Genomic DNA, 22,947 nt, shown 5'->3' on the forward strand with positions numbered 1-22,947 from the left:
GCCTTCTGTAGTGCCAGGATGCCAATATCTTGTAGCAACGCTGTGGTAAAAATGCTGCCTGATTGGTGAGGGCAGAGCTGTTTTGCTAGGTAGCTCGCGGCGGCCGCTGCTGTGATGGCACGCTGCCAGAAGCGTGCTCGGCTGTGTGCGTCATGGTCGTCTTCAAACAGGCAAAAACTCAACACGGTGGCGAGAGTAACATCCAAGCCTAAACGCTGGGTGGCATCGAAACAGGTATGCGAGGGCTGTGCCGTACGCAGGTAATGTACGCTATTGGCCACGCTCATTACCCGTGCAGTGAGGGCAGGGTCATGCTCTATCGCTTTGGCATAGTCGCTGCACGTAGCGTCGGCAGTGCGAGCGACATTCAGCACTCGCAGGGCTGCCGCTGGTAGAGAGGGCAAGCGCTTGCATTGCAGCAATGTACTACTAATAAAACTAGGAAGCTGGTCAGCGAGAGTGGTGTAACGCGTTTCGCTGGCGGCGGTGTTAACCGTCATATTATCTCCTTGTATGCCGTTCAGCGAAGCCGGTGGTGAGTGCCATCTGATCTGAATAGATGCTTCTAGCATATTGTGGAATATTGTGGATTCTAACGATATTGCTATGGATAGCACTGTCAATCAGTAAGGTAGCTGTTTATGGTGCAAACGTCGCTGTGCTTTGTTAAAACAGTGGCAAAGCTTAGCTGCTCTACAACGACATAAGCGAGTGCGACGATGCACACAAGGAAAGAAGCAGCAGAGATTTTTCGTCAGCTAGCGGAAGGTTTTGGGCGCAGTGGCCATCCCAACTTCTTTGCTACGCTGGTTGAACAGCTTGCTCGACTATTAACTGTGGATCACGCACTGGTGGCGGTGGTCACTCACGATAATATAGCTGAAACCTTGGCTGTTTGGTCAAATGGTGGCTTGCAAGCCAATCTCTCCTATCCCCTGGCGGGCACGCCCTGCGAAACCGTGGTGGGCCATGAGCCCTGTCTGTACGCCTGCGATGTGCAATCCCGCTTTCCAGAAGACGATCTCCTAAGCCAGCTCGGTGCCGATAGCTATATGGGGTTGCCGCTATTCGCCCCAGATGGCACCGCCATTGGTCTGCTGGCAGTGCTCCACAATCAGCCAATACAGTTTGATGGATTGGAAAATGAAATTCTGCGTATTGCGGCCGCCCAAGCTGGCGCTGAATTAGGGCGTCGCCAAGCGGAAAATGCGCTACGCAAAAGCGAGGCCGCTGCCAAAGAGAGCGAGCGCCGGCTGAACACCTTGCTCAATCACCTGCCGGGTATGGCTTACCGCTGCCTGAATAATCAAGACTGGACCATGCAACTGGTCAGCAAAGGGGCCGAGGCGCTTACTGGCTACCGGCCTGATGAGCTGGAAGCGAACCGTGTGACCAGCTTTGCCAGCTTAGTCCATAAAGATGATCAGGAACGGATATTTCTGGACATACAAGAGGCCATTTGCCAGCGACGCCCCTACCGTGTGATTTATCGGATTCGCCACCGAGATGGCAGCGAACGCTGGATGTGGGAGCAAGGGCAAGCCGTTTTTAAGGAGTCAGGGGAGGTGCTCTGCCTGGAAGGCTTTATTACTGACGTGACTGACCAGCAGGAGTCTCAGCGCGTACAACGCGCTGTGATGCAGGTGGCCTCGACGGTCACCTCTCGGGTAGGTGATGACTATTTTCAGCAGCTGATCGCCACATTAACAACGCTGCTGGAGGCCGATGCGGGCTTTATTGCGCTACTGGATCAGCCGGTGCCGCCATTACAGGGAGATGGCTTTCACCCTAACAACCTGCTGCCTGCCACTACAGGTCATACTGTTAGTCTAGTGGTGGATGGTCAGATACGTAAGAACTACACGTTCCTACTCCGTGACACCCCGGTGGAGGGGGTTGTGCTAGAGCAGGAGAGCGTCGTGCATCATGGGCAGCGATTTACGTTGCCGGGAGCGACGCTCAGCGCCCAGGCATGGATCGGTAGACGTCTGGATAATGCTAAAGGTGAGGCCATTGGGGTGATGATGGTGTTCTATAAAGCACCGCTGAACACCAACGCCTTCGCCACCTCGGTATTACGGATTCTCTCTACTGGCGCTGCCGCTGAGTTAGAGCGTCGCCGTGATCATCGCCATATACATCAATTGGCTTACACCGATAGCACGACTGGGCTACCCAACCGCGCACGGTTTATGGAAATGCTGTCTACTATGGGTCAGCTATCGGGGCAGCAGCGCTCTCCATTATCGTTACTGTTGTTGGATCTGCGTCGTTTTAAAGAGATCAACGATCTTCATGGTCATCAAGTGGGCGACCAGTTGCTTGCCACAGTGGCAAGACGACTACAGCACCTCGGCCTGCCTGACGTGCACTGCGCGCGCCTCTCGGGTGATGAATTTGCATTGCTATTGCCGAGCATTGAGCGTGCTAGCCTTGATGAAGTGGTTAGGCAGTTAAGTACGCTGGTTAAACGGCCTACCAGGCTTGATCACCGCATATTTAATCTGGATGTTAGTATTGGGTTCGCGCGTTATCCGGGCGATGTCGCTAGCCCAAGTGAGCTGTTCAATGCTGCCAGCATTGCGCTTCATCATGCGAAAAAGCTTGAATCTAATATCTCTCCCTATACGCAAACCATGCGCCATACGCTAGAGCGCCGCCAATGGATGACTGAGCGGCTACATTCAGCGATTTTAGAGCGCCGCTTGCAGCTTTACTTCCAGCCACAGGTGGACTTAAACACCCAAACGCTGACCGGGGCAGAGGCGCTATGCCGCTGGCACGACCCGGAGTGGGGATGGGTCAGCCCCAGTGAGTTTATTCCTCTGGCCGAAGAGCGTGGGCTGATCCGCTTGTTGGGCGACTGGGTGCTTGAAGAAGCCGCCCGACAGCTCAGTGTTTGGCAGGCGGCGGGTACGCCGCTGCCGGGACGCTTATCAATTAATATCTCCGCTCAGCAGTTTGCTGACCCCCGGCTCACCACGCATATTGCTACGCTGACCTCCAATATCTCGCCCAGCGCGATTGCTCTGGAGCTAACAGAGAGCGACTTTATGCGCGACCCGGACCAAGCGGTCATTATTACCCAGGCCATGCGCCAAGCCGGGTATGCGCTGTTTATTGATGATTTTGGCACTGGCTACTCCTCGCTCTCCTATTTGCGCCGCTTTGCCGCTGATGCGCTGAAAATCGATATCTCCTTCGTGCGCGATATGCTTGATAACCATCACGATCGGGCGATTGTGCAAACGATTATCGCCATGGCAAACACATTAGAAATGAAAACCCTTGCCGAAGGCGTCGAAAGTGCCGCCCAAGCGGCACTGCTGGCAGACATGGGGTGCAACCAGGCCCAAGGCTACTGGTTTGGAAGACCGCTACCCGCCGATGAGTTCACCCGTACTTGGCTAAACGACTAGACGTCATCTTAATGTCATCACCGTTGGCATACCCTACGCGCGCCAAACCGCGACGATAGGAGTTTCCCATGCGCCTGGCCCTGTTTGACCTTGATGACACCCTCCTGGATGGAGACTGCAGCGACCGCTGGAATTTATGGATGATTGAGCAAGGGTGGATCAGCGACGCGGAGCGCTTCATGGCGCGTGCAGAGCAGATGCAGCAGGCCTACCATGCGGGCAAGCTTAAGCTGGAAGAGTACCTCGCCATGACATTGGCTCCCTTGAAAGGGCGGCGAGTGGTCGACGTCGAAAAAGAGGTGGAGCGCTTCGTCGACACCCATTTGCAGCCGCGCATTTTCGATCAGGCGTGGCGCTGTCTGGAAAGCCATCGCAACGCGGGCGATACCCTGGTGCTGATCTCTGCCTCATCCCACCATTTGGTGGCCCCCATTGCGGCGGCATTGGGCATCGAGCACGTGCTCGCGGTGGAGCTGGAAGTCGCCACTTCGGAGGAGGGGCGTGTGTACACTGGGTGTAGCCAAGGCGTGCTCTCGTACCGAGGCGGCAAGGTGATCCGCTTTCAGCAGTGGCTAGCAGAACACGCCATCACGCCAAGTCATACCACCTTCTACTCCGACTCCCGCAATGACCTGCCGCTGCTGCAGTACGTGGATTGCGCCGTAGCGGTCAACCCCGACCCGATATTGGCCGAGGTAGCTAGCGTAGAAGGGTGGCGGCGCTTAGACTGGCGGGCATCCGCACTTGCCCAAGTTGCTAAGGCAATTTAAGCGCATGGCGAGAGTTGCCAGTCGCGCCATAACGTCTCTTTGAAGGGCTCTGCTGGCAGAGCCCGTTAGACGACCAGGCTATGAGGCTGGACAGGGAGCGCCGACGTGCAGGGCTGCCGCAGACATGGCGGGAACGCTCAACGTCAGTTGACCATCCTCTACCACGATACACTGTCCCTCAGCCGTCACGTTTTGATAGCGGCCATCTGCCATATCGGTTTGAAAAGTGTGGGTGAGCGCTTGCTGCTCCCGGTTAATCGCAATAAAGCCCTGGGCTTCGCGGCTGAAGGCGATTTGATGATGGCCATTATCCCACCAGTGGGTGACCTCTGCGCCGTCGGCCTGTTGGCGAAACGCCACCATATTGGCAATCTCGGGCCAGCGGTGTTCGCATACCCAGGCTTCCCCACATTGGGCCTCGCCCTGCTGGTAGACGGCGACTTGTGGCGGGCCCTGGTCGCTGTCGGAAAAGGCGTAGCTCGACATGACTTTCGGGTATCCATACGGCCATGCCAGCATGAACGCGTTGGCTAAGCGATAAAGCGCGTCATCTCGATGCGTCAAAATATTGCTGCCGCCCGCCCCGTGGCCACGCTGATTATCATGGTTGTCGGTAAATACGACGGCTTGATCGCTCGGCAGCAGGGCAGGCGATTCGCCAAACTGCTGAAGGTTGACAAGGGCTTGATTGTTGAAAATATCACCAAGAGACGCGCCGTAGCGAAACTCAGTGATATCCGCCGTGCCTTGATACTCCGTGGCACTGATCGCTTCGCCCCCTAGGTCAATCACTTCCTGAAAGGCATAAAGCGGAGCGTCTACCTGCGCCAGAATTTCCGCAATATCGCTGGGTGCCATATGTTTGGCCGCATCGACACGAATACCCTTTACGCCAAGTGTCGCCAACGTGTTCAAGTAGCCTGCAATACGACTCTGTACGGTGGGGTCGCCAGTATTAAGGTCGGGCAAGCCAACTAACTGACATTGTCGAACGCTTTCGGCATTTTGCGTATAGTCGCTCTGTTCGATGCCGCAGGGTTCGTGGAAGTCGTCGCGTTGATAATGGGGATAGCTCAGTGCTTCATTGTCATAAGAGGAGCCTGCAATGCCCTGGCCCTGGCCCTTGCCGTGGGCAACATGGTTAATCACCGCATCCGCATAAACATCGACCCCCGCTGCGTTACAGCGCTGCACCATATCAGCAAATGCTTCGCTGGAGCCGCTGCGGCTTTCAAGTTGATAGCTGACCGGTTGGTAGCGAGTCCACCAAGCATCCCCTTGAATGTGCTCTTGTGGGGGCGAGACCTGTACGGCTTTAAATCCTTTTGGGCCTAGCCAATTTTCGCACTCCTGGGCAACATCTTCCCACTGCCACTCAAATAAGTGCACGAACGTGTCAGCGCTAGCAGGTTGCGCGGAAAGCCCTATGCTCAGTGTCGCGCTGGCAGCCAGGGCAACGGAGTATTTCGCAAACATGAGATCACCTTTGTTGTCATTGTTGCTCATAACATGACGGTATGCAGGGTGACTCAAACCCTCCTTGCGAGACTGTTAAGGGGCGTAGATAAGAGGAGGAGGGCGCCTACTTGTGGAAAACGTCAGTAATAGAGGGCTAACTCACGGCCTGCCACACCAAGTTAATCCCCACTAAGAACATGGCCAGAATGACTAAGCGGTAAAACAGCTTTTCATTGACGCGACTCTGTAGCCAGAGGCCGTTACGTACACCGATCCAAGCAACGGGCACAAGCAGCAGCGAGGCCCAGGCGCTGGTCATGTTGACTTCGCCTAGCCACATATACGGGCCTAGTTTGATAGTGTTTACCACCGCGTAGGTCACCGTACAGGTGGCAATGAACGTTTCTTTAGTGAGCTTGCGCGGCATCAGGTACATGTTCATCGGCGGCGCGCCCGCGTGGGCAATGAAGCTGGTAAAGCCGCACACGCTGGCCGCAGGCAGTGCCCATCGGCTGGAAATCGGTTTTTTAGCCACAGGTTTTAGTAGCATATAGGCGGCGAAAACGACGGATAGAATTCCCAAAGCCAGCCGCACGCCCTGCTCGCTTAGGCTGCCAAACAGCAGGGTGCCTACTGTCACGCCAATGAAAAGCCCCGGCACAAAGCGCCACACTTCAGCGCGGTCATGCTTGCCCCACCACGCCTTGACCGCAAACACATCCATCACCAGCAATAGCGGCAGCAGCAGCCCGGCTGCCTGGGTCGGGCTAATCGCCAGCGCCATCAGCGGCACTGAGAGCGTGCCAAAGCCACCCGCAAAGCCCCCTTTAGAGACGCCGGTGAGGTAGACAGAAAAGATAATCAACAGCCAGGCGATAAGGGAGTAATCGGGGAGCATGGGAGCCTCTCAAAGTGTTCAAAAGCGACCGACATAAAAAAGCCCCGCAGAGGCGGGGCACAACAGCATAGCATTAGATAAAAGTTAGCGGGCGAATAGAAAGGCAGCCGCGCCTTGCCATCACGTTGATTACAAAATAATCAGCGTCGCCAGCCCCAAGAACGATAGAAAGCCAACGACATCCGTAACGGTGGTCAGGATCACCGCGCCGGATAGAGCAGGGTCAATTTGCAGCCTTTTGAGTACCAGGGGGATCAGTACACCAGACACATTGGCGAGGCTCATGTTGATAAAAATCGCTAAAGTGATGACGAGGGTGATCAGCGGGTCGCTAAACCACAGGTAGGAAATACCGCCCACCACCAGCGCCCATACCAAGCCATTGAGCATGCCCACCCACAGCTCTTTGTTGTAGAGCCACTGCTTGTTGTTACCGGCAATCTGCCCCAGCGCCAAGCCGCGAATGACCACCGTTAGCGTCTGGCTGCCTGCAATCCCGCCCATGCTGGCGACCACAGGCATGAGGATAGCGAGCGCTACAATTTGATCCAGCACCGCTTCAAACTGACCGATCACAAAGGCGGCTAGAAAGGCGGTTAATAGATTGATACCGAGCCAAATGCCGCGGCTCTTGGCACTGCGCAGAATCGGGGTGAACACTTCCTCTTCGTCGCTCACGCCCGACATGTGTTTCAGCGTCATGTCTGCGTCGTCTTGAGTTATTTCCAGTACGTCGGCGGCGTTTAACTGGCCTACCAGTAGCCCGTCGCTGTCACATACCGGTACAAAGGGCAGCTCCTTGGAGCGCAGCAGGGCGGCGGCTTCGCTGACTTTCATCTGGTCGTTGAGCGTGTAGGGAGCATCGTCCATGAACTCGTCCACGGTGCTCTCCTGGGGCTGTTTGACCAAATCAATCAGCGTCAGGGTGCCCAGCAGGCGCTTCTCCTTATCGGTGATCATCACTTGCTGAGAATCATCATCCAGCAAGTGATGAATACGGATATAGCGCTGTACCGCTTCCAACGACACACCCTGTTTAACATTGACCGTTTCCGGGTCCATGTAGCGGCCAACCATGTCCTCTTCATAGGCATGAAGGTTCTCGACCTGGGCGCGGATCTCCTGGTCTAGGCTGGCGTAGACGGTGGTTTTGATCTCTTCGTCAGCAACATCAAGAACCTCGGCGACTTCCTGGGCATCCAGGCCCTTAACAATTTGCTCAACGTCGCTGGCGGTCAGGTCTTCGATGTAGTCGGCACGGATGTCTTCATCGACTTCGGCCAGCACCTCACCGAGCATCGTTTCTGGAATGTACTCCCACAGCAAATCACGGGTTTTGGCGGGAAAAGACTCAAGAGTGCGCGCAATCGCTAAAATATCGAGCTCATTAAACAGCTCGTTTAAGGCAGCGGTATCTTCTTCGTCTAGCAACTTTTGAAGATAGAGCAGCTGCTCCTCGGTGTTGGTGTATTTCTCTTCATCGCGCATAGAGTCCATCCTTTGGGGAATTAATTTTTAACACAACTACTTGAAAGCGCTTGATGGCTCACTATGAATCTTATCGATAGCCTGGGTTGAAAGCCATGCAGGCTTATTGACCGACATAATCAGGAGAGCGTAGTGACGCATGGTGGCTGATGAGCTTATCCGCAGCATTATTCATATAGCGCCTGCCATCGAACCGTCATTAAAAAGTCGCTTACCCGTCATACATATTTCATTTTGCGCTACTAGCCTCTTCAAAAAACCGTTATGACCATGTCCATGACTACGAGGGGGCACCATGAGCAAGGAAATCGAAGATCACCGCCTGTTTAACCAAAGTCACAACCAGCCGTTTGCAGAGGTGCTGGCTCAGCACGTCTCCCGGCGCGACGTAATGCGAGGCGGCCTGGGGTTGGCGGCGGCATCCATGCTGGGGTTTGGCGGTGCGGCTCAAGCACTCGCAGGCGAGCAGGCGAAAACGCCGCTAACCCTCGCGTTTGAAGCGGTGCGTGGTTCTCGTACCGATGCCATCGTTGTGCCGGAAGGATACGTGGCTCAAGTGTTGGTGCCCTGGGGCACGCCGCTGCAGGCAGGCCAGGAGTGGCAAGCCGACCAGCCCATGACGCCCGAGCGCCAAGCGATGAGCGTGGGCATGCATCACGACGGCATGGCCGGTTTTGCCCTGGATGCGGATAACGCCTCGCGCCGTTTTGTGCTGGCGCTAAATAACGAATACATCGATCAGGATGCGCTGTGGGCGCCCCAAGGTGGGCCGACCAATGCCGAGGCGGGCGCGCGCCCAGCGGACGAATCGCGCACTGAAATCAATGCCCATGGTGTGACGATTGTCGAAGTAGAGAAAGACGCCAGCGGCCAGTGGTCTCATGTTGCCAACTCGCCCTATAACCGCCGCTTCACCAGCGCCACGGTGATGGATTTTGCCGGCCCCGTGGCGGGTAGCGACTACGTAAAAACCCAGTTCTCCCCTGACGGCACACAAACCCGTGGTACCAACAACAACTGCGGTAACGGCGTAACGCCCTGGGGCACTTACATCGCCTGTGAAGAGAACTGGCCCGATATCTTCGTCAACCGTGGCGAGCGCTTCCAGGATGATGCGCGCATCGGTATTCCCACGGATAAAAGCCGCTACGGCTGGGACACCTCAGCGGGGGATGCTAGTGAGCAGAACGGCGAGTTTGCGCGCTTTGACATCACCCCACGCGGTGAGCGTGCCGAAGAGGACTACCGCAACGAAGCGCGCACCTTCGGCTACCAAGTTGAAGTCGACCCTTACAGCGGTGCTCGTGCGGTGAAGCGTACGGCACTGGGGCGTTTTCGTCATGAAGGGTGCTGGCTGGGCAAATTAGAAGCGGGCAAGCCCATCGTTTACTATTCAGGTCACGATGCTCGTAACGAGTATGTCTACAAGTACGTCTCTGATGCCGCCTGGGACCCCGCTGATGCCAACCGCCCCGGCGCCGAGTACGACCGCCTCGCCATCGGCAATAAATACATGGATAACGGTACGCTCTACGTGGCGCGCTTCCATGCCGATGGCAGCGGCGAGTGGCTGCCGCTCACACCGAGGGCCAAGACCCAGGATGGTCGCACGCTGGCCGCCGCACTTGGCCTAGCCGAGAACGACTTGGCAGGCATCATCATCAACACCTGCGATGCCGCCGACCTGCTGGGCGCCACGCCAATGGACCGCCCCGAGTGGGCCACGGTAGACCCGGCCTCGGGTGAGGTGTATCTAACGCTGACGAACAACACCCAGCGCAGTGAAGAGGGCTCCGATGCCACCTTCACCAACGACGGCAGCGAGCTTACCCAGCCGGGCGTTGGCTTCGCTACCGCCCCTGCGAACGCCTCCAATCCCCGCGCCAATAACGAGGCCGGGCATGTGATTCGTTGGCGGGAGAGCCGCTTGCCCAACGCCTTCACCTGGGAAGTGTTTGTGTTTGGCGCAGCGGCCGACGACGCGGATAACCACTCCGGGCTAAACGAGATGAACCAATTCGCCAGCCCCGATGGCCTGTGGTTCGATGAGCGTGAAGACGGCCAAGGCATTCTCTGGATTCAAACCGACAACGGCTATGAAGGCGTTACCGAGCACACCAACGACCAGCTATTGGCCGTGGTGCCCCAAGGGTTAGAGGATATTCGCGGTACGGGGCCGGTGATCAACAGCAGCAACCAGCAACAGCTCAAACGCTTTGCGGTGGGGCCGAACGGCTGCGAAGTTACCGGCATCTTTGCCACGCCGGATAAAACCGCACTGTTTATCAACATCCAGCACCCCGGCAATTGGCCCGCGGATGCCAGTGCCCTGGTGCAAGACGCCACTGCGGCGGCGAGTGGGCAAGTGCGCCCGCGTGCCGCCACAGTAGTGATTCAGAAGCGTGATGGTGGGCCGGTGGGGGTGTAAACCGCCCCGCCCACCATAGCGGTAATGCAGAGCGTCATTGCCATTCTAAGGGCGTCGAGCCATCTTCAGGCTCGACGCCTTTTATCGCTATTTCTCCTCATGCGGTGTTTCCTGTTGCCGAGCTTCCAGCACCTGAATGGCATCTTCCTGCAGGGGCAACTGGCTAGCCCAGAGAATATCTTCACGACAATGGCCAATATCCCGTAATACGTTGTCGTCGTAAGCCAGCAGGGGCAATACGTGGCGGCGGAAGAGCTGCCGGCGTCGGTAGCGCCACCAACGCATTTCAAGCCGGTGAATCAAGGTCAATGACGGCATCGCGGGCATATAAAATTCGAGCTTTGGCGGTTTGGGGGGCGGGGGCAGCTGGCTGGCTCTATTCCAGGCGTGTAGAGCATGTCGGGTCGGGTTGTTGTCTTTCATCGCACACCTCCAACGTACACCTGCTTTCTAATGGCATTACGCCTGCTGAAAGGGTGTCATGTATGTCAATAAGAAGGAGGGTCGCGACCTCTGATCACTAGCTTGATGCTCAACCTTGGATCAATCAAACGAAAAGAATTACACTGTGCCTTAAGTTTTTCTGAAAGGTGCTGTGATGAATCAGTTCGCTGGTGCGGAGACTAATCGGGCCGCTTTGCCATTACTGGATAGCGAGGTGCTGCGTACCTTTGTAACAATTGCGGAAAGTGGCAGTTTTACTCGCGCTGCCCAGCAATTGTTTCGGACTCCTTCCGCGCTGAGCATGCAGATCAAACGCCTGGAAGAGATACTGGGGCAGAACCTATTTGTGCGTGAAGCGCGCCAGGTGCGATTGACGGCAGAGGGGGAAGTGCTGCTTGGCTATAGTCGGCGGCTGTTGAAACTCAATGCTGAGGCAGTGACTCAATTCTTGGCGCCAGCACTGGAAGGACGTGTAGGCCTGGGTATAACCGATGATGTTGTCTGGCGTGTACTGCCCACCGTATTGGCCCAGTTTGCCCGCTCTCATCCTGCCGTGCAGGTCGATGTGATTGTTGGCCGCAGCGTAGAGCTGCTCGCAAGATTGGATGAGTCGGAACTTGATCTGGCTCTGGTGATGGCGGGAGAACCTGGGCAAGCGACGCGTGGTGAGATTGTGCATAGCGAGCCGCTGGTATGGGCGGGCCGTGAAGATGGTGTTGCCGTACAGCGTACGCCGCTGCCGGTGACCCTGGCTCAACAGGGTTGTGCATGGCGCAGAATTGCACTCCAGGCACTGGATAGCGCTGGGGTGAACTATCGAATTGCCTACTCCTGCGACCACTGTGCCGGGCAAGAAGCCGCCATGTTGGCGGATCTGGCTATTTCACCGTTTCCAAAAAGCTTAATTCGCCCCCCGCTCAAACGTCTCACTCACGATTTGCTTCCCCCGCTGGGCGATTATCAGGTAGCGCTGGTTAAACGGCCTGGTAGTGGCGATGCCAGCGAAGTGTTGGCCGAGCGGGTGGTGGAGGCTTTTCGTGAAGGATGAGCTGACGTCATTAGTCATTCGGAATGATTGCAAAGTTTTTAGGCCTATGTGCCTTAACGCTGCCGGTTGGTAAAGACAACGCAGGTATGCCCGTTGGCCTGCAAATGCTGGCAGGGCCCTGGCAAGACGCCAAACTGCTAGCAATGGGTCAGGCAATTGAGAACGAGCTGGGGACAGGCTTAGAAATCCTGGGGCAACCGCCAGCGGTGTGAATAAGAAGAGGCGGACCCGCCGATGCGGTGCGTAAGGCCCTCATCGTGCTGGCCAAGTGCAGGCCGTTAAGCCCAGCAATTGCAGTGGCACATTCAAGTCTTGGCGCTAGGTAGCCAGTGCCCGATAGCCTGAGCATCAGCGCCGCCCATACGCCATTAAAAACACGTCTACAGCGCTGGTGATCTGGCGCTTGAGTTCTTCATCCGTGGGCGGTGGGCGTACGCCCATACGAACTTCTTTGGTCAGCATCCCCTGCCACATGCTGCAGAGTTGATCGGCAGCTAGCGCGGGGGCGGGCAGGGTGAGGTGGCCTGCGCTGGCCAGTCCTTCCAGTTTTTCCCGCAGCCACTGGCTAATAGCCCAGGGGCCTGCCTCAAAAAAAGCCTGTAACAGCTTGGGGTGCTGCTCGCCCTGCTGACTCATCACCCGTTCGACCGCCAATACATGGGGCTCCAGTAAAAAGCGCACCATGCTGATGCCTACCTCAATGAGCGATTGGCGTACCGCGTCGTGGGTGTCGGGGAGCTGCTCTAACCCTTGCCGAATTGTCGCGGTTTCTCGCCGTATCACGCTGCCAAACAGCGCTTCCTTAGACGTAAAGTGCCCATACACCGTCACTTTGGAAACGCCCGCCTCTCGAGCAACGGCCTCCATGGTGACGGCTTCCAAACCATTGCGGAAAAACAGGCACGCTGCAGCGTCCATCATCACATTACGTTTGGCCATATCTTTAGGGCGGCCCGCGCTGCGTTTTTGGTCAGATGACGGCGGTTGAGCGTCTGTCATGCAATTAACCTCTGCCCATGCATAAATAGTTATTGAACGGTGGCGTACACATATTATAGTGAACGTTATCGTTCAAGAATAAACCATTTGAGGCCAACATGGGCACGTTAAACACTTCCTGGGGGCATCGGCTGCGCGGCATGCTGGCGGCACTGCTGATGATAGGCGCTACCGTTGTGGTAATACTCCTGCTAACCAGCCAGCACAGTAGTGCCCAGCAGGCACGCCAGCAGGGGGTAGATAACGCTTTATTACAGGTGGCAACCACTCCGCTTGCTGAGGCAGATGCGTTGAGGCGGGAAGTGCGCTTAACCGGTCGGGTGGTGGCGCGCCAGTCGGTGTCGTTGGCTTTTGAGCCAGCGGGGCGGGTGGAAGCCGTACTGGCCGAGCGCGGAGATGCGGTTGAACAAGGGGAGGTGCTCGCCCGTCTGGATACCCGCCGCTTGGAGAGCCGTTTAGCCGAAGTGGCGGCGCGCAGCGAAGAAGCCCGTGCCAGCTTGGCCCTTGCCCAGCGCCAGGAAGAACGAGAAGCACAGCTCAACCAGAGTAACTTTGCTAGCCGCACGGCGCTGGACCAAGCCCGCACCGACCGCTTAACCCTGCAAGCGCGACTCGCTGCCCTAGCGGCCGAGCGCGATAGTCTCACGGCTGACTTAGAAGACAGCACCCTAAAAGCCCCCTTCGCTGGTCGGGTGGTAGAGCGCCATATTGATGTGGGCAGCTTGGTGAGCAGTGGCACGGCGGCTTTCGATATCGTGGATACCCGCCACTTAGAAGCGCACCTTGGCTTGCCAGCCCGGCTAGCGGCGACGTTCACCATGGGGGAGTCTGTGACGCTGCACGTAAACGGCCAGCCCATTACGGGTGAGGTGCTCGCTCGCCTGCCCCAGGTGGATAGCGACAGCCGCACGCAAACACTGGTTGTGGCGCTGACAAGTAACAGCCGCGCGGTGCCTGGCGATCTGGCCGAGTTGAACTACTCGATTACCGAGCCCGCTAGCGGTTACTGGGTACCGCTATCTGCACTACGTGCCGCCGACCGCGGGTTGTGGAACGTACTGGTTGCCGAACCTCAGGAAAATGAGCGCTACCGTGTGGCACAGGCGAGCGTAGAGCTGCTGCATACCGAAGGCGACGACGCCTTTGTGCGCGGCACGCTGGCGCCCGGTATGCGATTAATTAGCAGTGGCACTCACCGCATCACGCCTGGGCAGCAGGTCACGCTCAGCGAGGAAGTGGCCCATGCAACGCATTGAGTGGTTGTTTAATCGCCGCCTGCTGGCGCTGTCGCTTGGCTTACTCATTGTCGCGGGGCTATCGGCTATCCAAACCCTTCCCAGGGCGGAAGACCCACACCTTGTCGCGCGGATTGCCACCGTGCTGGCACCGTATCCAGGGGCGACTCCCGAACAAATCGAAGCCTTGGTCGCGCGTCCTATCGAACAGGAGCTGCGCACCATTGCTGAGATTGATGTGCTGGAATCTACCTCGCGGCAAGGCATTGCCGTGCTCAGCCTGGAGCTGAGCGACGCGGTGACCAATGTCACGCCGGTGTGGAGCCGCGTGCGCGATAAGCTCAGCGATGTAGCTCCCTCGCTACCGGAAGGCGTGCAAACGCCGGAGTTGTTGGATGACCGTGGCTATGCGTTCAGTATCGTGGCCGCGCTGCGCTGGACGCTGGATACCTCGCCCAATCCACAGCTGATGGAGCGCTATGCCGAACGCCTAGAAGATCAGTTACGGCAGGTGGCGGGCACTGAATATACCCACCGTTTTGGCGTCGCCGGGGAGCAGGTCGAGGTGATGGTAGACCCGCTGGAACTGAATGCGTTAGGGCTCTCGGTTGGTCAGCTTGCCGGGGCCATTGAGGCGAGCGACGGCCGCCGCACGGCTGGCGAGGTGGTCACACAAGGGCATCGGCTAACGGTGGGCTTGAGCGGCGAGTTTGATGCGCTTGACCGGCTGCGGGAGATCAACGTCACCACCCAGCAGGGCCAGAGCGTCAAGCTAGGGGAAATTGCCGAACTGCGCCGTGGTGTTCAAGACCCACACAGCGCGGTAGCGCTGCTAAACGGTGAACGGGCCGTATTTGTAGGTGCCCGTATGGTGCCGGGCCAGCGTATCGATGCGTGGGTTGAGCGTGCCCAGGCGCAACTGGCGGCGTTTGCCGATGAACTGCCGATAGGGCTGGCGGTAGAAGAAGTCTTTGAGCAGGCCAGCTATACCAACCAGCGTCTCAGTGATGTAGCGATTAGCCTGCTGATGGGCCTGGTGCTGGTGGTCGCGATTCTATTTCTCACGATGGGCTGGCGCTCTGCGCTCACCGTTGGGCTGGCCATTCCGGCGACGGCGCTGCTCACCCTGGCGCTGTTCAAGCCGCTGGGGATGGAAATCCACCAGATGAGCATCATCGGTATTATTGTCGCGTTGGGGCTGATGGTGGATAACGCCATTGTGATGACCAATGCCCTGCGTGAGCGCTTCCTCCAAGGAGATTCCGCGCTGGCCGCGACTCGGGATGCGTTGCGCCATTTGGCGGTACCGCTGCTTGCCAGCACGCTCACGACCATTTTGGCGTTTATGCCCATTGTGCTGATGCCCGGCCCCGCCGGTGAGTTCGTCGGGCCGCTCGCCATGGCGGTCATGGTGGCGCTGGTCAGCTCTTATCTGATTTCGCTACTGCTGGTGCCTGCGCTTTCGCCCATGCTGCTGGCCAAGGTAGCCGCTAAACTGCCCGCCCCGCGAGATAATATAATGAAGCGGGCGTTTCGCGGCACGATTCGTAGCACACTGCGCCACCCCGTGGCGGCGATGGTGATCACCCTCTGTGTGCCGGTAGGTGGAATAGCGCTGATGCCAACGCTAGACGTAGCGTTCTTCCCTCCCGCCGACCGCGACCAGTTCCACATTGAAGTGCGCTTGCCCGCCGCCAGTAGTATCGCCAAGACAGAAGCGCTGGCCCACGAAGTGGAAAACATGGTGCGCGAGCTGCCGGGCGTGGTGCGTGTCTCCTCGTTTATCGGCGAAAGTGCGCCGATGATGTATTACAACGTCCTGACTAATGAAGATAACAACCCCGCCTTCCTACATCTGATCGTCGATACGGTGTCGTTAGAGGCCACCAATCAACAGGTGCCGGGGCTGCAGCAATCTCTGGATAAGCGCTTTCCTCAAGCCCAAAGCGTTGTGCGCAAATACGAGCAAGGCCCGCCTTTTAAAGCGCCCATTGAGCTTCGCGTGTATGGCGATGATCTGGAGGTTCTCTCCTCCCTGGGCCTGGAGCTAGCGGGCCTGATGCACCAGCTTCCCCAGGTAACCCACGTGCGTGCAGGGATGCAGCGTGATCTGCCTCGGCTAGTGCTTGATGTCGACCACACCGCGTTGAGCGATGCAGGGCTGTCGTCGCAGAATTTGGCGGAACAGGTAGGCGCTGCCCTCTCCGGCCAGCCTGCCGGTATGTTGTTAGAAGATACACAGCAACTACCGATACGTGTGCGTTATGACGATGCTTGGCGTACCGATGCCGAGCAGCTAGCCGCGCTGCGCTTGGTGAGTAATCATGTGAGTGAAGGCTTACCGTTAGCGGCTGTCGCCGAGAGCTATCTTGCCCCTTCATGGAGTGTGATTACCCGCCGAAATGCCGAGCGGGTACAGCTGGTGCAAGGCTATTTAGTGGCGGATGCGCTACCGGCCGTATCCATGGCGCAGTTAGATGCCAAGCTTCAGGCAGCGCTTGAGAACGGTGAGCTGACGTTGCCCGCTGGGTACCGTATTGAAACGGGGGGCGAGGCCGCCGAGCGCGATGAGGCCGTAGGTAAACTGCTCGCCTCGGTGGTTCTGCTAGTGATTGCCATGGTGGCTACGGTGGTGCTGGCGTTTAACTCCTTCCGCCGCGCCGCCATTGTGTTTATTGCCGGCGCCCAGGCCATGGGCATGGGGATTGTGGCGCTGCTGATGAGTGGCCATGCGTTTGGCTTCGTGATTATCGTCGGCATTATGGGGTTGGTAGGCGTCGCCATTAACGCCACCATCATTATTATTGCCGCCTTTGATGATGATCCGGCCGCCCGGCAAGGCGATATGGACGCGATGCTCGCGGTGATCAGCGGCCCCACGAGTCGGCACATTGTGTCTACTACTATCACTACTTTTGCAGGACTGATTCCCCTCATGGTCGCGGCCGGCGGCTTATGGCCACCTTTCGCGCAAACCGTTGGGTTTGGTCTGCTCTTGGCCACGCTGGTGTCGTTTTTCTTTACGCCAGCGCTGTACCGGCTTTGGGTCGCAAGAGCCGCAGCATAAGGGCACGCCTTTTCGCTTATTCATAACGTGGACTATATTGCTATTTGGTAAACGAGCGTATCCTTTGTGTAATGGCGTTATTGCCAGCGCGTAAGGATGACGCATTGCCGGCAGGCTAATGGCACTTGGAACACTGCCTGTTTCTAGGATGAGACGGCCCGAGTGCTGACATTCATTGGATGAAATGATGATGGTAGAGATAAAGCAAGAAAAAGGAGAGCCGCTGTTCCTCAGCGAACCCAGCAGTCAAGCGGTTGCCGTACTGAGCGGTCTGCCCGAGGGCGAGGGTATCCGTATTCTGGATGTCAGCGCGGAGTATGTTCAGTTTTGGGGAGGAGAGCGTGACCACTGGTTAGGCGCTTCTCCTAAAATTGTGCATCAAGCGTCAGCGAACGAGCAGTTGATCTGCCAGCTCAACAGCGCATTGGCTTGTGGGAAGCTCAGCCTGGGATGCTCCATGTCAGGGCTAGACCACGCCGATGAAGCACCGCGCTCTCAAGCGCCAAGGCCGCTGATTGAGTGGCGTGTCACGGCTATGTCGATGCCTGGCTATGCCGATAATGTGTTAGTACTGGTCCAGCGAGATATCACCCAGCGGGTGGAGAAAGAGGCCGAATTAAAACGCCTCGCCACTACTGACATGCTCACCGGGCTGATGAATCGCTCTCGGTTTGATTACCTGCTCAAACACGAGCTTGGGCGGCTGAACCGCTATGTGCGGCCATTTTCGCTCATTATGCTGGATATCGACTACTTCAAGACGATTAACGACAGCCAAGGACACGACGTGGGCGACCAAGTGCTGCGCGCCTTGGCGACGCTACTGGAAAACAATCTGCGCACCGCCGACTACTGCGCCCGTTGGGGTGGGGAGGAGTTTATGATTCTTGCCCCTGAAACCTCACTCGACCAAGCGGCACAACTGGCCGAGAAGATTCGCCAACGCATCAGCAGCGCCTCTTTTCCAGGGGCTGAGCATGTCACCGTCAGCCTTGGCGTGGCAGAAGCCACCCACAGTGATACGCCCAAAAGTATGTTGAAGCGGGTTGATAATGCGCTCTATCAAGCGAAAGAGAGTGGGCGCGATAGGGTGGCATGTTAGCGAAAGGGGCCAAGCGGCCCCTTTCGTTGTTCTAAGCGGATGATTCAGCCTAGCGTGTCATAGCGAGGGAAGTGACAGGGGAGTTATCTACCTCATCGGCGAGCATTTCGGCGGTGATGGCGGAGAGCGTCCAGCCCAGGTGGCCGTGGCCCGTGTTGTAGAAAACGGTCGGCAATTTGCCGGGGCCGACTTTGGGCAGCATGTTCGGCATCATCGGGCGCAGGCCCGCCCAAGGCACCACTCGCTGGGTGCTGACGCCTGGGAAGTACTGCTCTACCCAGCGCACCAGCGGCTGAGTCCGATCATTGCGAATATCGCGGTTCGCGCCGTTAAACTCAGCGGTACCGGCCACGCGGAAGCGGTCGTTTCCCAGACGGCTGGTCACCAGCTTGGTTTCGTCATCCAGCAAGCTCACCGTCGGCGCGGCCTGCTGTGAGGCTTCGTCGTCCAGCTGTACGGTGATGGAGTAGCCTTTGACCGGGTAGATGTTAACGCGGTCGCCCAACTTGGCGGCGATGGCACGACTGCCAACGCCCGCACACACCACCACGCTATCAAAGCTTTGGCGTATTTCTTCCCCGTCGATTGAAGCGCTGACCCAGGCACTGTTCTCATCCGCACCCAGGTTGGTCACCTGATGGCCGTAGTTCAGCTTCACGCCGCGTTTAGCCGCGGCCTTGGCGAGGCCGTTGGTGTATTTGTGAATATCCCCTGTGGCATCGCTTTCGGTAAAGAAGCCGCCGTAATAGCTACCCGCCAGCGTGGGTTCGATGGCGCGCATTTCCTCCGGGGTCACGGCACGGCGCTCAAGCCCGCCTTGGTGCAGAAGCTGTGAGACCTTAGCGGCATGCTCGTAGCCCGCTTTATCGCGGTAGATATGCAGAATGCCTTTCTGTTTCACGTCGAAATCGATCTGCTCGTCTCGCGCCCACTGAAACAGGTGTTCCCGAGCCGCAATGGCGAGGCGCGTTGTTTCGGTGGTGTTGTCGGCATAGCGGGGAATGGCGGCGATAAATTCCGCAAACCAGCTCAGCTTGTGCCAAGTAGGGCGAGGGTTGACGAGCAGCGGGGCGTCGTTTTTCAGCATCCAGCGCAGGCCTTTGATGACCGTAGGCCAGTGGTTCCATACCTCAGCGTTCGAAGCGGAAAGCTGGCCACCGTTGGCAAACGAGGTTTCCATCGCGGCGTAGCGATGCTTTTCAAACACAGTGACGTTAAAGCCGCGTTTTACGAGGGCATAGGCGCTGGTAATACCGGTAATACCACCGCCAATAATTGCAATGCGTTGCATGAGTCTCTCCACAGATTGTATGAGCGTCGGGCGATACCCCCAGCAAACATGTTTGCTAGGCGTACCCCTTCCGTCATGGAACCTGAGAGATTCACGCCGATGATGTGGCGCTTGCTCCTTCGGTGGGCTGAGTGACGCAGTCATCAACCGCTCTTCGGAACGTATTGGTAAAAACGTTAGCCGTTGCGGTCCGTTGGCCTGAGAGTTTCCGGGGTCGTTGCTCCTTCGGCGCTGGTGTCGTGTACCAGTCTCTCCCGCAAATGCGTACTTAACGTTGTAACGCGGCAGTGCTAAAAAGGAAATAGGCGAAAAGTGGAAGCCGCTCAATCGCGTGGCTTTGCCAGTTTGCGTGTTTTCACACACAATGCCCGCTATCTTCAACTCGCTATTTTCGATCAATTATCTTCAAGCAATGGACAACGCGCATGCAGGCAAACGGATTTTTTGAGGGCATCGGCGAGGCGATAGGCGACGCCATCCGCGTCGTGGTGGAGTTTTTGGTGGGGCTCTTCACCAACTTCTTTGGTGCCTTTGATGACTTTATCGGCGGGCTGACGCGTTCGCTGGGGATTAACGACTCGTTTTTAAGCCTAGCGATACTGCTGATTGGCCTGCTGGTGCTATGGGGTGGGCTGCGTGCGTTTTTGCGTGGCTCCATTATTGGCGGCATTTTCCGCACGCTGATTGGCCTATTTATCCTGTCGTGGCTGATGATGTAGCGCCCCGGCCTCCGACCCACGCCTGCGCGACGCCGCAGGCGATCACTAGCCCACAGCCGCTTAATTGCAAAGGCGAAAGCGCTTCGCCAAACAGGCTCCAGCCAAAAATCACTACCGCCACCGGCTCACAGTAAGCTAGCGTGCCGTATAGCGCGGTGGGCAGGCGGTTAATCGCCATCACCGCGCACAGCAGCGCCAAAAAACCGGGCACAAGGCCTGCAGCCAACAACCACGGCACTTGCCATGCGCTGGCGGTTAGCCCTGCTGGCTGCCATAGCGCAAACGGCAAGATCATCAGCGCCCCGACCGCCAACTGCCAGAAGGCGCAGGTGCGGTCATCCAGGTGGCGCGGCAATCGGCGGTTCGTCAGGATAAAACCGCTGTAAGCTAGCATGGCCGCTAAGCCAAAACCCATGCCAATCACGTCCTGCTGATCGTCCAGGTTGAGTCGAAACTCCTGCATCATCGCGAACCCAAACAGCGCCAAGCCAATGAGCGAAACCTGCGCCGCTGCAAGCCGTTCGTTAAACAGCGCATGTGCCGCGATAGCCGCCACAATCGGCGCGAGATACACCATCAAAATGGCGTTGGCCATTTGGGTGTAGTTCATCGCCTGCACGTAAAACAGGATGAACGCCGCCAGCAAACTACCGCTAATCACCACCTGCCGCCCTGGCAGTGTGGTGAGTCCTGCATGGCGTTTTGTCAGCAGTAAATAGCCGAGCAAAAACAGCGCCCCTAACCCCAACCGGTAGAAGGTAATGCTCTCTGCATTCAGCCCGGTGATGCGCGAGATCACGCCGATGGTGGCCATGCCCACGGCAGCCACTACCGCTAGCAATAGGCTGGAAGGAGCAACGGTGAGCGAGGGAGACGGTAGTGGCATGCTGATCGTCCTTGAGCGAGTTTCATGAGCATATGACGCATCGTCATTTGCTTCTTTGGTGCATTTTGTCATCATCTGCACTCTTTTTGTGCAAAGGCGAGTGCGATGAAAACGTATCTTGGCAAGATGCGCGGAGAACGAACGCCGCGCCCCCGGGTAGGCTGGCAGGATGCCTGCTGGTCATGGCTGGGTGCCTTTACTGGCATGGCGCTGATTTGCTGGCTAAGCGCCGAGTGGCTCTCCCAGCAGCTGTTGATCGTGGGCTCGTTCGGGGCAACCTCGGTGCTGATTTATGCCGCCCCGGAAAGCCCCTTTGCCCAGCCAAGCCATGTGCTGTTTGGCAGCGTGCTCTCTGCCTGTGTGGGCGTGGGCTGCTATCAACTGCTGGGGGCCACGCCGCTTTCGATGGCGTTGGCGGTGTCGCTCTCCATTTTGGTCATGCAGCTTACCCATACCGTTCACCCGCCAGGGGCTGCCGCTGCGCTGATTGCCGTGGCAGGCGGTGCCAGCGTGCATCAGTTGGGCTGGTGGTATCCGCTGATCCCCATTGGCGCAGGCTGCATCGTCATGCTGGTGGTGGCGATTCTGGTCAATAACTTGGCGCGCCACCGCCGCTATCCGCGCTACTGGTAGCGCTGTAGCTGCGCTTCCAGGGCAAAAATATGCGCATCCTCGGTGCCCAACTCGCGCAGCGCTTGGGCTAGGTTCAGCAAGTAAGCACTGTTGGGGCCGCTAGGGCCATGGGCCTGGGCAATTTGCTGGGCGATGTCGGCCAGCGGGGCATCGCCTAAAAACGCTGGGTTGTCTTCGCTGGCCAGATAAATCAGCCCCTCGCTAGGCGCTTGGTCGGCGTCAGGGTTACCCGCCTCATCCAAAAACGTCAGCGTGACTTTTTCCCGCAGGTAGCCGTTTTTCTCCCGCACATCCAACGGTGCGAGCACCTCTGGGGTGATGCGGTAGGCCATGCCGTGACATACCGCGCCTTCGGCACGAATCAGCGTCGCCACTCGCCCCGGTGCTTCCGGCGTGCCGCGGTGGTCGTGGGAGCCCTGCCAGAAGCGCCGCGCCCAGCCGGTAATCGCTGCAGGCCGGCGCTCTAAATAGTCAAAATCGGCCTTCCAAATCAACGAGCCGTAGCCAAAAAGCCAGATATCCGCATGGCCGTCGAAGAAGTTTCTTTGCTGGTTTAACGTTGTGGTATCAAGCAACATAAGCGATCTACATTTGTGACCAAAGTGGCTGCACGCGCATGGCGTTAACGGTGGTTCATCATCCGGGTTATACGATTGATTTACCAGCCAATCACCCCTTCCCCATGGAAAAGTTTCGGGTGCTTCGGCAGCTCTTGGGCGAGCAAACGCTGGCCTGCCCCATCGAGTGGCACACGCCCCAACCGGCCACCCTCGAAAGCCTGCAACGCGTGCATACACCAGAGTACGTTCAGGCGTTTTTGCACGGCCAGCTTGATCGTGCCGCCCAGCGGCGTAGTGGATTCGTTTGGTCTGAGGCCTTGGTGGAGCGAGTGCGGCTGGAAACCGGCGGCACGCTGCTCACCCTGGAAGCGGCGCTGGCCACCGGGCTTGCCTGCAACTCGGCGGGCGGGACGCACCACGCCCATGCGGATGCTGCCAGCGGCTACTGTTTGATCAACGATTTAGCCGTGGCCGCCGCCCACGCGCTGGCACAGGGCTGGGT

The 22,947-nt window shown here is 57.6% G+C and carries 19 protein-coding genes, 1 pseudogene and 2 riboswitches; of the genes and pseudogenes, 11 read left to right on the forward strand and 9 right to left on the reverse strand.

Annotation, left to right across the window (positions count from 1 at the left end; all coding sequences use genetic code 11):
• Positions 1 to 500: HDOD domain-containing protein (locus BIS10_RS09000; protein WP_253504544.1), on the reverse strand; the 500-nt coding region annotated here is incomplete at its 3' end.
• Positions 501 to 719: 219 nt separating this feature from the next.
• On the opposite strand from BIS10_RS09000, the gene BIS10_RS09005 reads away from it, so the two are divergent.
• Together BIS10_RS09005 and BIS10_RS09010 are read left to right on the forward strand one after the other, a co-directional pair.
• A complete protein-coding gene (locus tag BIS10_RS09005; RefSeq protein WP_253504547.1) occupies positions 720 to 3,419 on the forward strand; it encodes an EAL domain-containing protein in 2,700 nt (899 codons plus the stop codon).
• A gap of 68 nt (positions 3,420 to 3,487) precedes the next feature.
• Positions 3,488 to 4,189, forward strand: a complete 702-nt coding sequence (locus BIS10_RS09010) for an HAD family phosphatase (protein WP_253504550.1) — start codon at positions 3,488 to 3,490, stop codon at positions 4,187 to 4,189.
• A gap of 78 nt (positions 4,190 to 4,267) precedes the next feature.
• On the opposite strand, the gene BIS10_RS09015 is transcribed toward BIS10_RS09010, so the two are convergent.
• From BIS10_RS09015 to mgtE, 3 genes are all read right to left on the reverse strand, one after another.
• Positions 4,268 to 5,665, reverse strand: coding sequence for an alpha-amylase family protein (locus BIS10_RS09015; RefSeq protein WP_253504554.1), 1,398 nt, complete (start codon positions 5,663 to 5,665; stop codon positions 4,268 to 4,270).
• A gap of 136 nt (positions 5,666 to 5,801) precedes the next feature.
• Positions 5,802 to 6,545 (reverse strand): sulfite exporter TauE/SafE family protein, encoded by a 744-nt coding sequence (locus BIS10_RS09020; protein WP_253504557.1) that lies wholly within the window; start codon positions 6,543 to 6,545, stop codon positions 5,802 to 5,804.
• 129 nt (positions 6,546 to 6,674) lie between these two features.
• Positions 6,675 to 8,033, reverse strand: a complete 1,359-nt coding sequence (gene mgtE, locus BIS10_RS09025; protein ID WP_253504561.1) for a magnesium transporter — start codon at positions 8,031 to 8,033, stop codon at positions 6,675 to 6,677.
• Positions 8,034 to 8,328: 295 nt separating this feature from the next.
• On the opposite strand from mgtE, the gene BIS10_RS09030 reads away from it, so the two are divergent.
• Positions 8,329 to 10,461: a PhoX family phosphatase gene (locus BIS10_RS09030; protein ID WP_253504563.1), complete on the forward strand. Its 2,133-nt coding sequence runs from the start codon at positions 8,329 to 8,331 to the stop codon at positions 10,459 to 10,461.
• An 87-nt stretch (positions 10,462 to 10,548) separates the two neighbouring features.
• Here the strand turns inward: BIS10_RS09030 and BIS10_RS09035 are convergent, their stop codons facing one another.
• Positions 10,549 to 10,884 carry a hypothetical protein gene (locus tag BIS10_RS09035; RefSeq protein ID WP_083024013.1) on the reverse strand — a complete coding sequence of 112 codons (336 nt, stop codon included), beginning with the start codon at positions 10,882 to 10,884 and terminating at the stop codon, positions 10,549 to 10,551.
• Positions 10,885 to 11,059: 175 nt separating this feature from the next.
• Between BIS10_RS09035 and BIS10_RS09040 the strand changes: the two genes are divergently transcribed.
• Together BIS10_RS09040 and BIS10_RS09045 are read left to right on the forward strand one after the other, a co-directional pair.
• The gene (locus BIS10_RS09040) at positions 11,060 to 11,953 is read left to right on the forward strand and encodes a LysR family transcriptional regulator (RefSeq protein WP_253504566.1); all 894 of its coding nucleotides are present in this window, start codon (positions 11,060 to 11,062) and stop codon (positions 11,951 to 11,953) included.
• Positions 11,954 to 11,976: 23 nt separating this feature from the next.
• Positions 11,977 to 12,165 (forward strand): amidase family protein, encoded by a 189-nt coding sequence (locus tag BIS10_RS09045; RefSeq protein WP_253504569.1) that lies wholly within the window; start codon positions 11,977 to 11,979, stop codon positions 12,163 to 12,165.
• 136 nt (positions 12,166 to 12,301) lie between these two features.
• Here BIS10_RS09045 and BIS10_RS09050 read toward each other — a convergent pair whose 3' ends face one another.
• Complete coding sequence (locus tag BIS10_RS09050) at positions 12,302 to 12,952, reverse strand: TetR/AcrR family transcriptional regulator (RefSeq protein WP_253504572.1); 651 nt, start codon at positions 12,950 to 12,952, stop codon at positions 12,302 to 12,304.
• A gap of 98 nt (positions 12,953 to 13,050) precedes the next feature.
• Between BIS10_RS09050 and BIS10_RS09055 the strand changes: the two genes are divergently transcribed.
• The 3 genes from BIS10_RS09055 (at position 13,051) to BIS10_RS09065 (ending at position 18,356) form a co-directional block, all read left to right on the forward strand.
• Positions 13,051 to 14,208: an efflux RND transporter periplasmic adaptor subunit gene (locus tag BIS10_RS09055; RefSeq protein ID WP_083024015.1), complete on the forward strand. Its 1,158-nt coding sequence runs from the start codon at positions 13,051 to 13,053 to the stop codon at positions 14,206 to 14,208.
• Complete coding sequence (locus BIS10_RS09060; protein ID WP_253504575.1) at positions 14,195 to 17,254, forward strand: efflux RND transporter permease subunit; 3,060 nt, start codon at positions 14,195 to 14,197, stop codon at positions 17,252 to 17,254. The genes BIS10_RS09055 and BIS10_RS09060 overlap by 14 nt, the downstream gene beginning before the upstream one ends.
• Before the next feature lie 187 nt (positions 17,255 to 17,441).
• Entirely contained in the window at positions 17,442 to 18,356 is a 915-nt protein-coding gene (locus BIS10_RS09065; RefSeq protein WP_253504577.1) for a GGDEF domain-containing protein, read from the forward strand.
• A gap of 49 nt (positions 18,357 to 18,405) precedes the next feature.
• Here the strand turns inward: BIS10_RS09065 and BIS10_RS09070 are convergent, their stop codons facing one another.
• Complete coding sequence (locus BIS10_RS09070) at positions 18,406 to 19,647, reverse strand: D-amino acid dehydrogenase (protein WP_253504580.1); 1,242 nt, start codon at positions 19,645 to 19,647, stop codon at positions 18,406 to 18,408.
• A 60-nt stretch (positions 19,648 to 19,707) separates the two neighbouring features.
• Positions 19,708 to 19,815, reverse strand: a riboswitch (glycine riboswitch).
• Positions 19,816 to 19,823: 8 nt separating this feature from the next.
• Positions 19,824 to 19,914, reverse strand: a riboswitch (glycine riboswitch).
• Positions 19,915 to 20,072: 158 nt separating this feature from the next.
• On the opposite strand from BIS10_RS09070, the gene BIS10_RS09075 reads away from it, so the two are divergent.
• Positions 20,073 to 20,366, forward strand: coding sequence for a hypothetical protein (locus BIS10_RS09075; RefSeq protein WP_044630200.1), 294 nt, complete (start codon positions 20,073 to 20,075; stop codon positions 20,364 to 20,366).
• Here BIS10_RS09075 and BIS10_RS09080 read toward each other — a convergent pair.
• Positions 20,341 to 21,252: a DMT family transporter gene (locus tag BIS10_RS09080; RefSeq protein WP_253504583.1), complete on the reverse strand. Its 912-nt coding sequence runs from the start codon at positions 21,250 to 21,252 to the stop codon at positions 20,341 to 20,343. The two genes, BIS10_RS09075 and BIS10_RS09080, sit on opposite strands and share 26 nt — an antisense overlap.
• 105 nt (positions 21,253 to 21,357) lie before the next feature.
• Here BIS10_RS09080 and BIS10_RS09085 point away from each other — a divergent pair, with 105 nt between their 5' ends.
• Positions 21,358 to 21,885 (forward strand): HPP family protein, encoded by a 528-nt coding sequence (locus tag BIS10_RS09085; RefSeq protein WP_016915214.1) that lies wholly within the window; start codon positions 21,358 to 21,360, stop codon positions 21,883 to 21,885.
• Here the strand turns inward: BIS10_RS09085 and BIS10_RS09090 are convergent.
• Complete coding sequence (locus BIS10_RS09090) at positions 21,876 to 22,463, reverse strand: gamma-glutamylcyclotransferase (protein ID WP_062374154.1); 588 nt, start codon at positions 22,461 to 22,463, stop codon at positions 21,876 to 21,878. The two genes, BIS10_RS09085 and BIS10_RS09090, sit on opposite strands and share 10 nt — an antisense overlap.
• Positions 22,464 to 22,501: 38 nt before the next feature.
• On the opposite strand from BIS10_RS09090, the pseudogene BIS10_RS09095 reads away from it, so the two are divergent.
• Positions 22,502 to 22,947: pseudogene (locus BIS10_RS09095) on the forward strand (histone deacetylase); the annotation flags it as partial.

It is taken from the genome of Halomonas sp. 707B3 (assembly GCF_024158645.1).
Classification (GTDB): Bacteria; Pseudomonadota; Gammaproteobacteria; order Pseudomonadales; family Halomonadaceae; genus Vreelandella; species Vreelandella lionensis.

What these genes read in the sequence shown, in the direction of transcription:
- BIS10_RS09015 (WP_253504554.1), bottom strand. Translation starts at nt 5,665, where the DNA reads ATGTTTGCGAAATACTCCGTTGCCCTGGCTGCCAGCGCGACACTGAGC.
- BIS10_RS09065 (WP_253504577.1), top strand. Translation starts at nt 17,442, where the DNA reads ATGATGGTAGAGATAAAGCAAGAAAAAGGAGAGCCGCTGTTCCTCAGC.
- BIS10_RS09090 (WP_062374154.1), bottom strand. Translation starts at nt 22,463, where the DNA reads ATGTTGCTTGATACCACAACGTTAAACCAGCAAAGAAACTTCTTCGAC.
- BIS10_RS09045 (WP_253504569.1), top strand. Translation starts at nt 11,977, where the DNA reads ATGATTGCAAAGTTTTTAGGCCTATGTGCCTTAACGCTGCCGGTTGGT.
- BIS10_RS09010 (WP_253504550.1), top strand. Translation starts at nt 3,488, where the DNA reads ATGCGCCTGGCCCTGTTTGACCTTGATGACACCCTCCTGGATGGAGAC.
- BIS10_RS09085 (WP_016915214.1), top strand. Translation starts at nt 21,358, where the DNA reads ATGAAAACGTATCTTGGCAAGATGCGCGGAGAACGAACGCCGCGCCCC.
- BIS10_RS09080 (WP_253504583.1), bottom strand. Translation starts at nt 21,252, where the DNA reads ATGCCACTACCGTCTCCCTCGCTCACCGTTGCTCCTTCCAGCCTATTG.
- BIS10_RS09020 (WP_253504557.1), bottom strand. Translation starts at nt 6,545, where the DNA reads ATGCTCCCCGATTACTCCCTTATCGCCTGGCTGTTGATTATCTTTTCT.
- BIS10_RS09035 (WP_083024013.1), bottom strand. Translation starts at nt 10,884, where the DNA reads ATGAAAGACAACAACCCGACCCGACATGCTCTACACGCCTGGAATAGA.
- BIS10_RS09005 (WP_253504547.1), top strand. Translation starts at nt 720, where the DNA reads ATGCACACAAGGAAAGAAGCAGCAGAGATTTTTCGTCAGCTAGCGGAA.
- BIS10_RS09050 (WP_253504572.1), bottom strand. Translation starts at nt 12,952, where the DNA reads ATGACAGACGCTCAACCGCCGTCATCTGACCAAAAACGCAGCGCGGGC.
- BIS10_RS09055 (WP_083024015.1), top strand. Translation starts at nt 13,051, where the DNA reads ATGGGCACGTTAAACACTTCCTGGGGGCATCGGCTGCGCGGCATGCTG.
- BIS10_RS09070 (WP_253504580.1), bottom strand. Translation starts at nt 19,647, where the DNA reads ATGCAACGCATTGCAATTATTGGCGGTGGTATTACCGGTATTACCAGC.
- mgtE (WP_253504561.1), bottom strand. Translation starts at nt 8,033, where the DNA reads ATGCGCGATGAAGAGAAATACACCAACACCGAGGAGCAGCTGCTCTAT.
- BIS10_RS09060 (WP_253504575.1), top strand. Translation starts at nt 14,195, where the DNA reads ATGCAACGCATTGAGTGGTTGTTTAATCGCCGCCTGCTGGCGCTGTCG.
- BIS10_RS09075 (WP_044630200.1), top strand. Translation starts at nt 20,073, where the DNA reads ATGCAGGCAAACGGATTTTTTGAGGGCATCGGCGAGGCGATAGGCGAC.
- BIS10_RS09040 (WP_253504566.1), top strand. Translation starts at nt 11,060, where the DNA reads ATGAATCAGTTCGCTGGTGCGGAGACTAATCGGGCCGCTTTGCCATTA.
- BIS10_RS09030 (WP_253504563.1), top strand. Translation starts at nt 8,329, where the DNA reads ATGAGCAAGGAAATCGAAGATCACCGCCTGTTTAACCAAAGTCACAAC.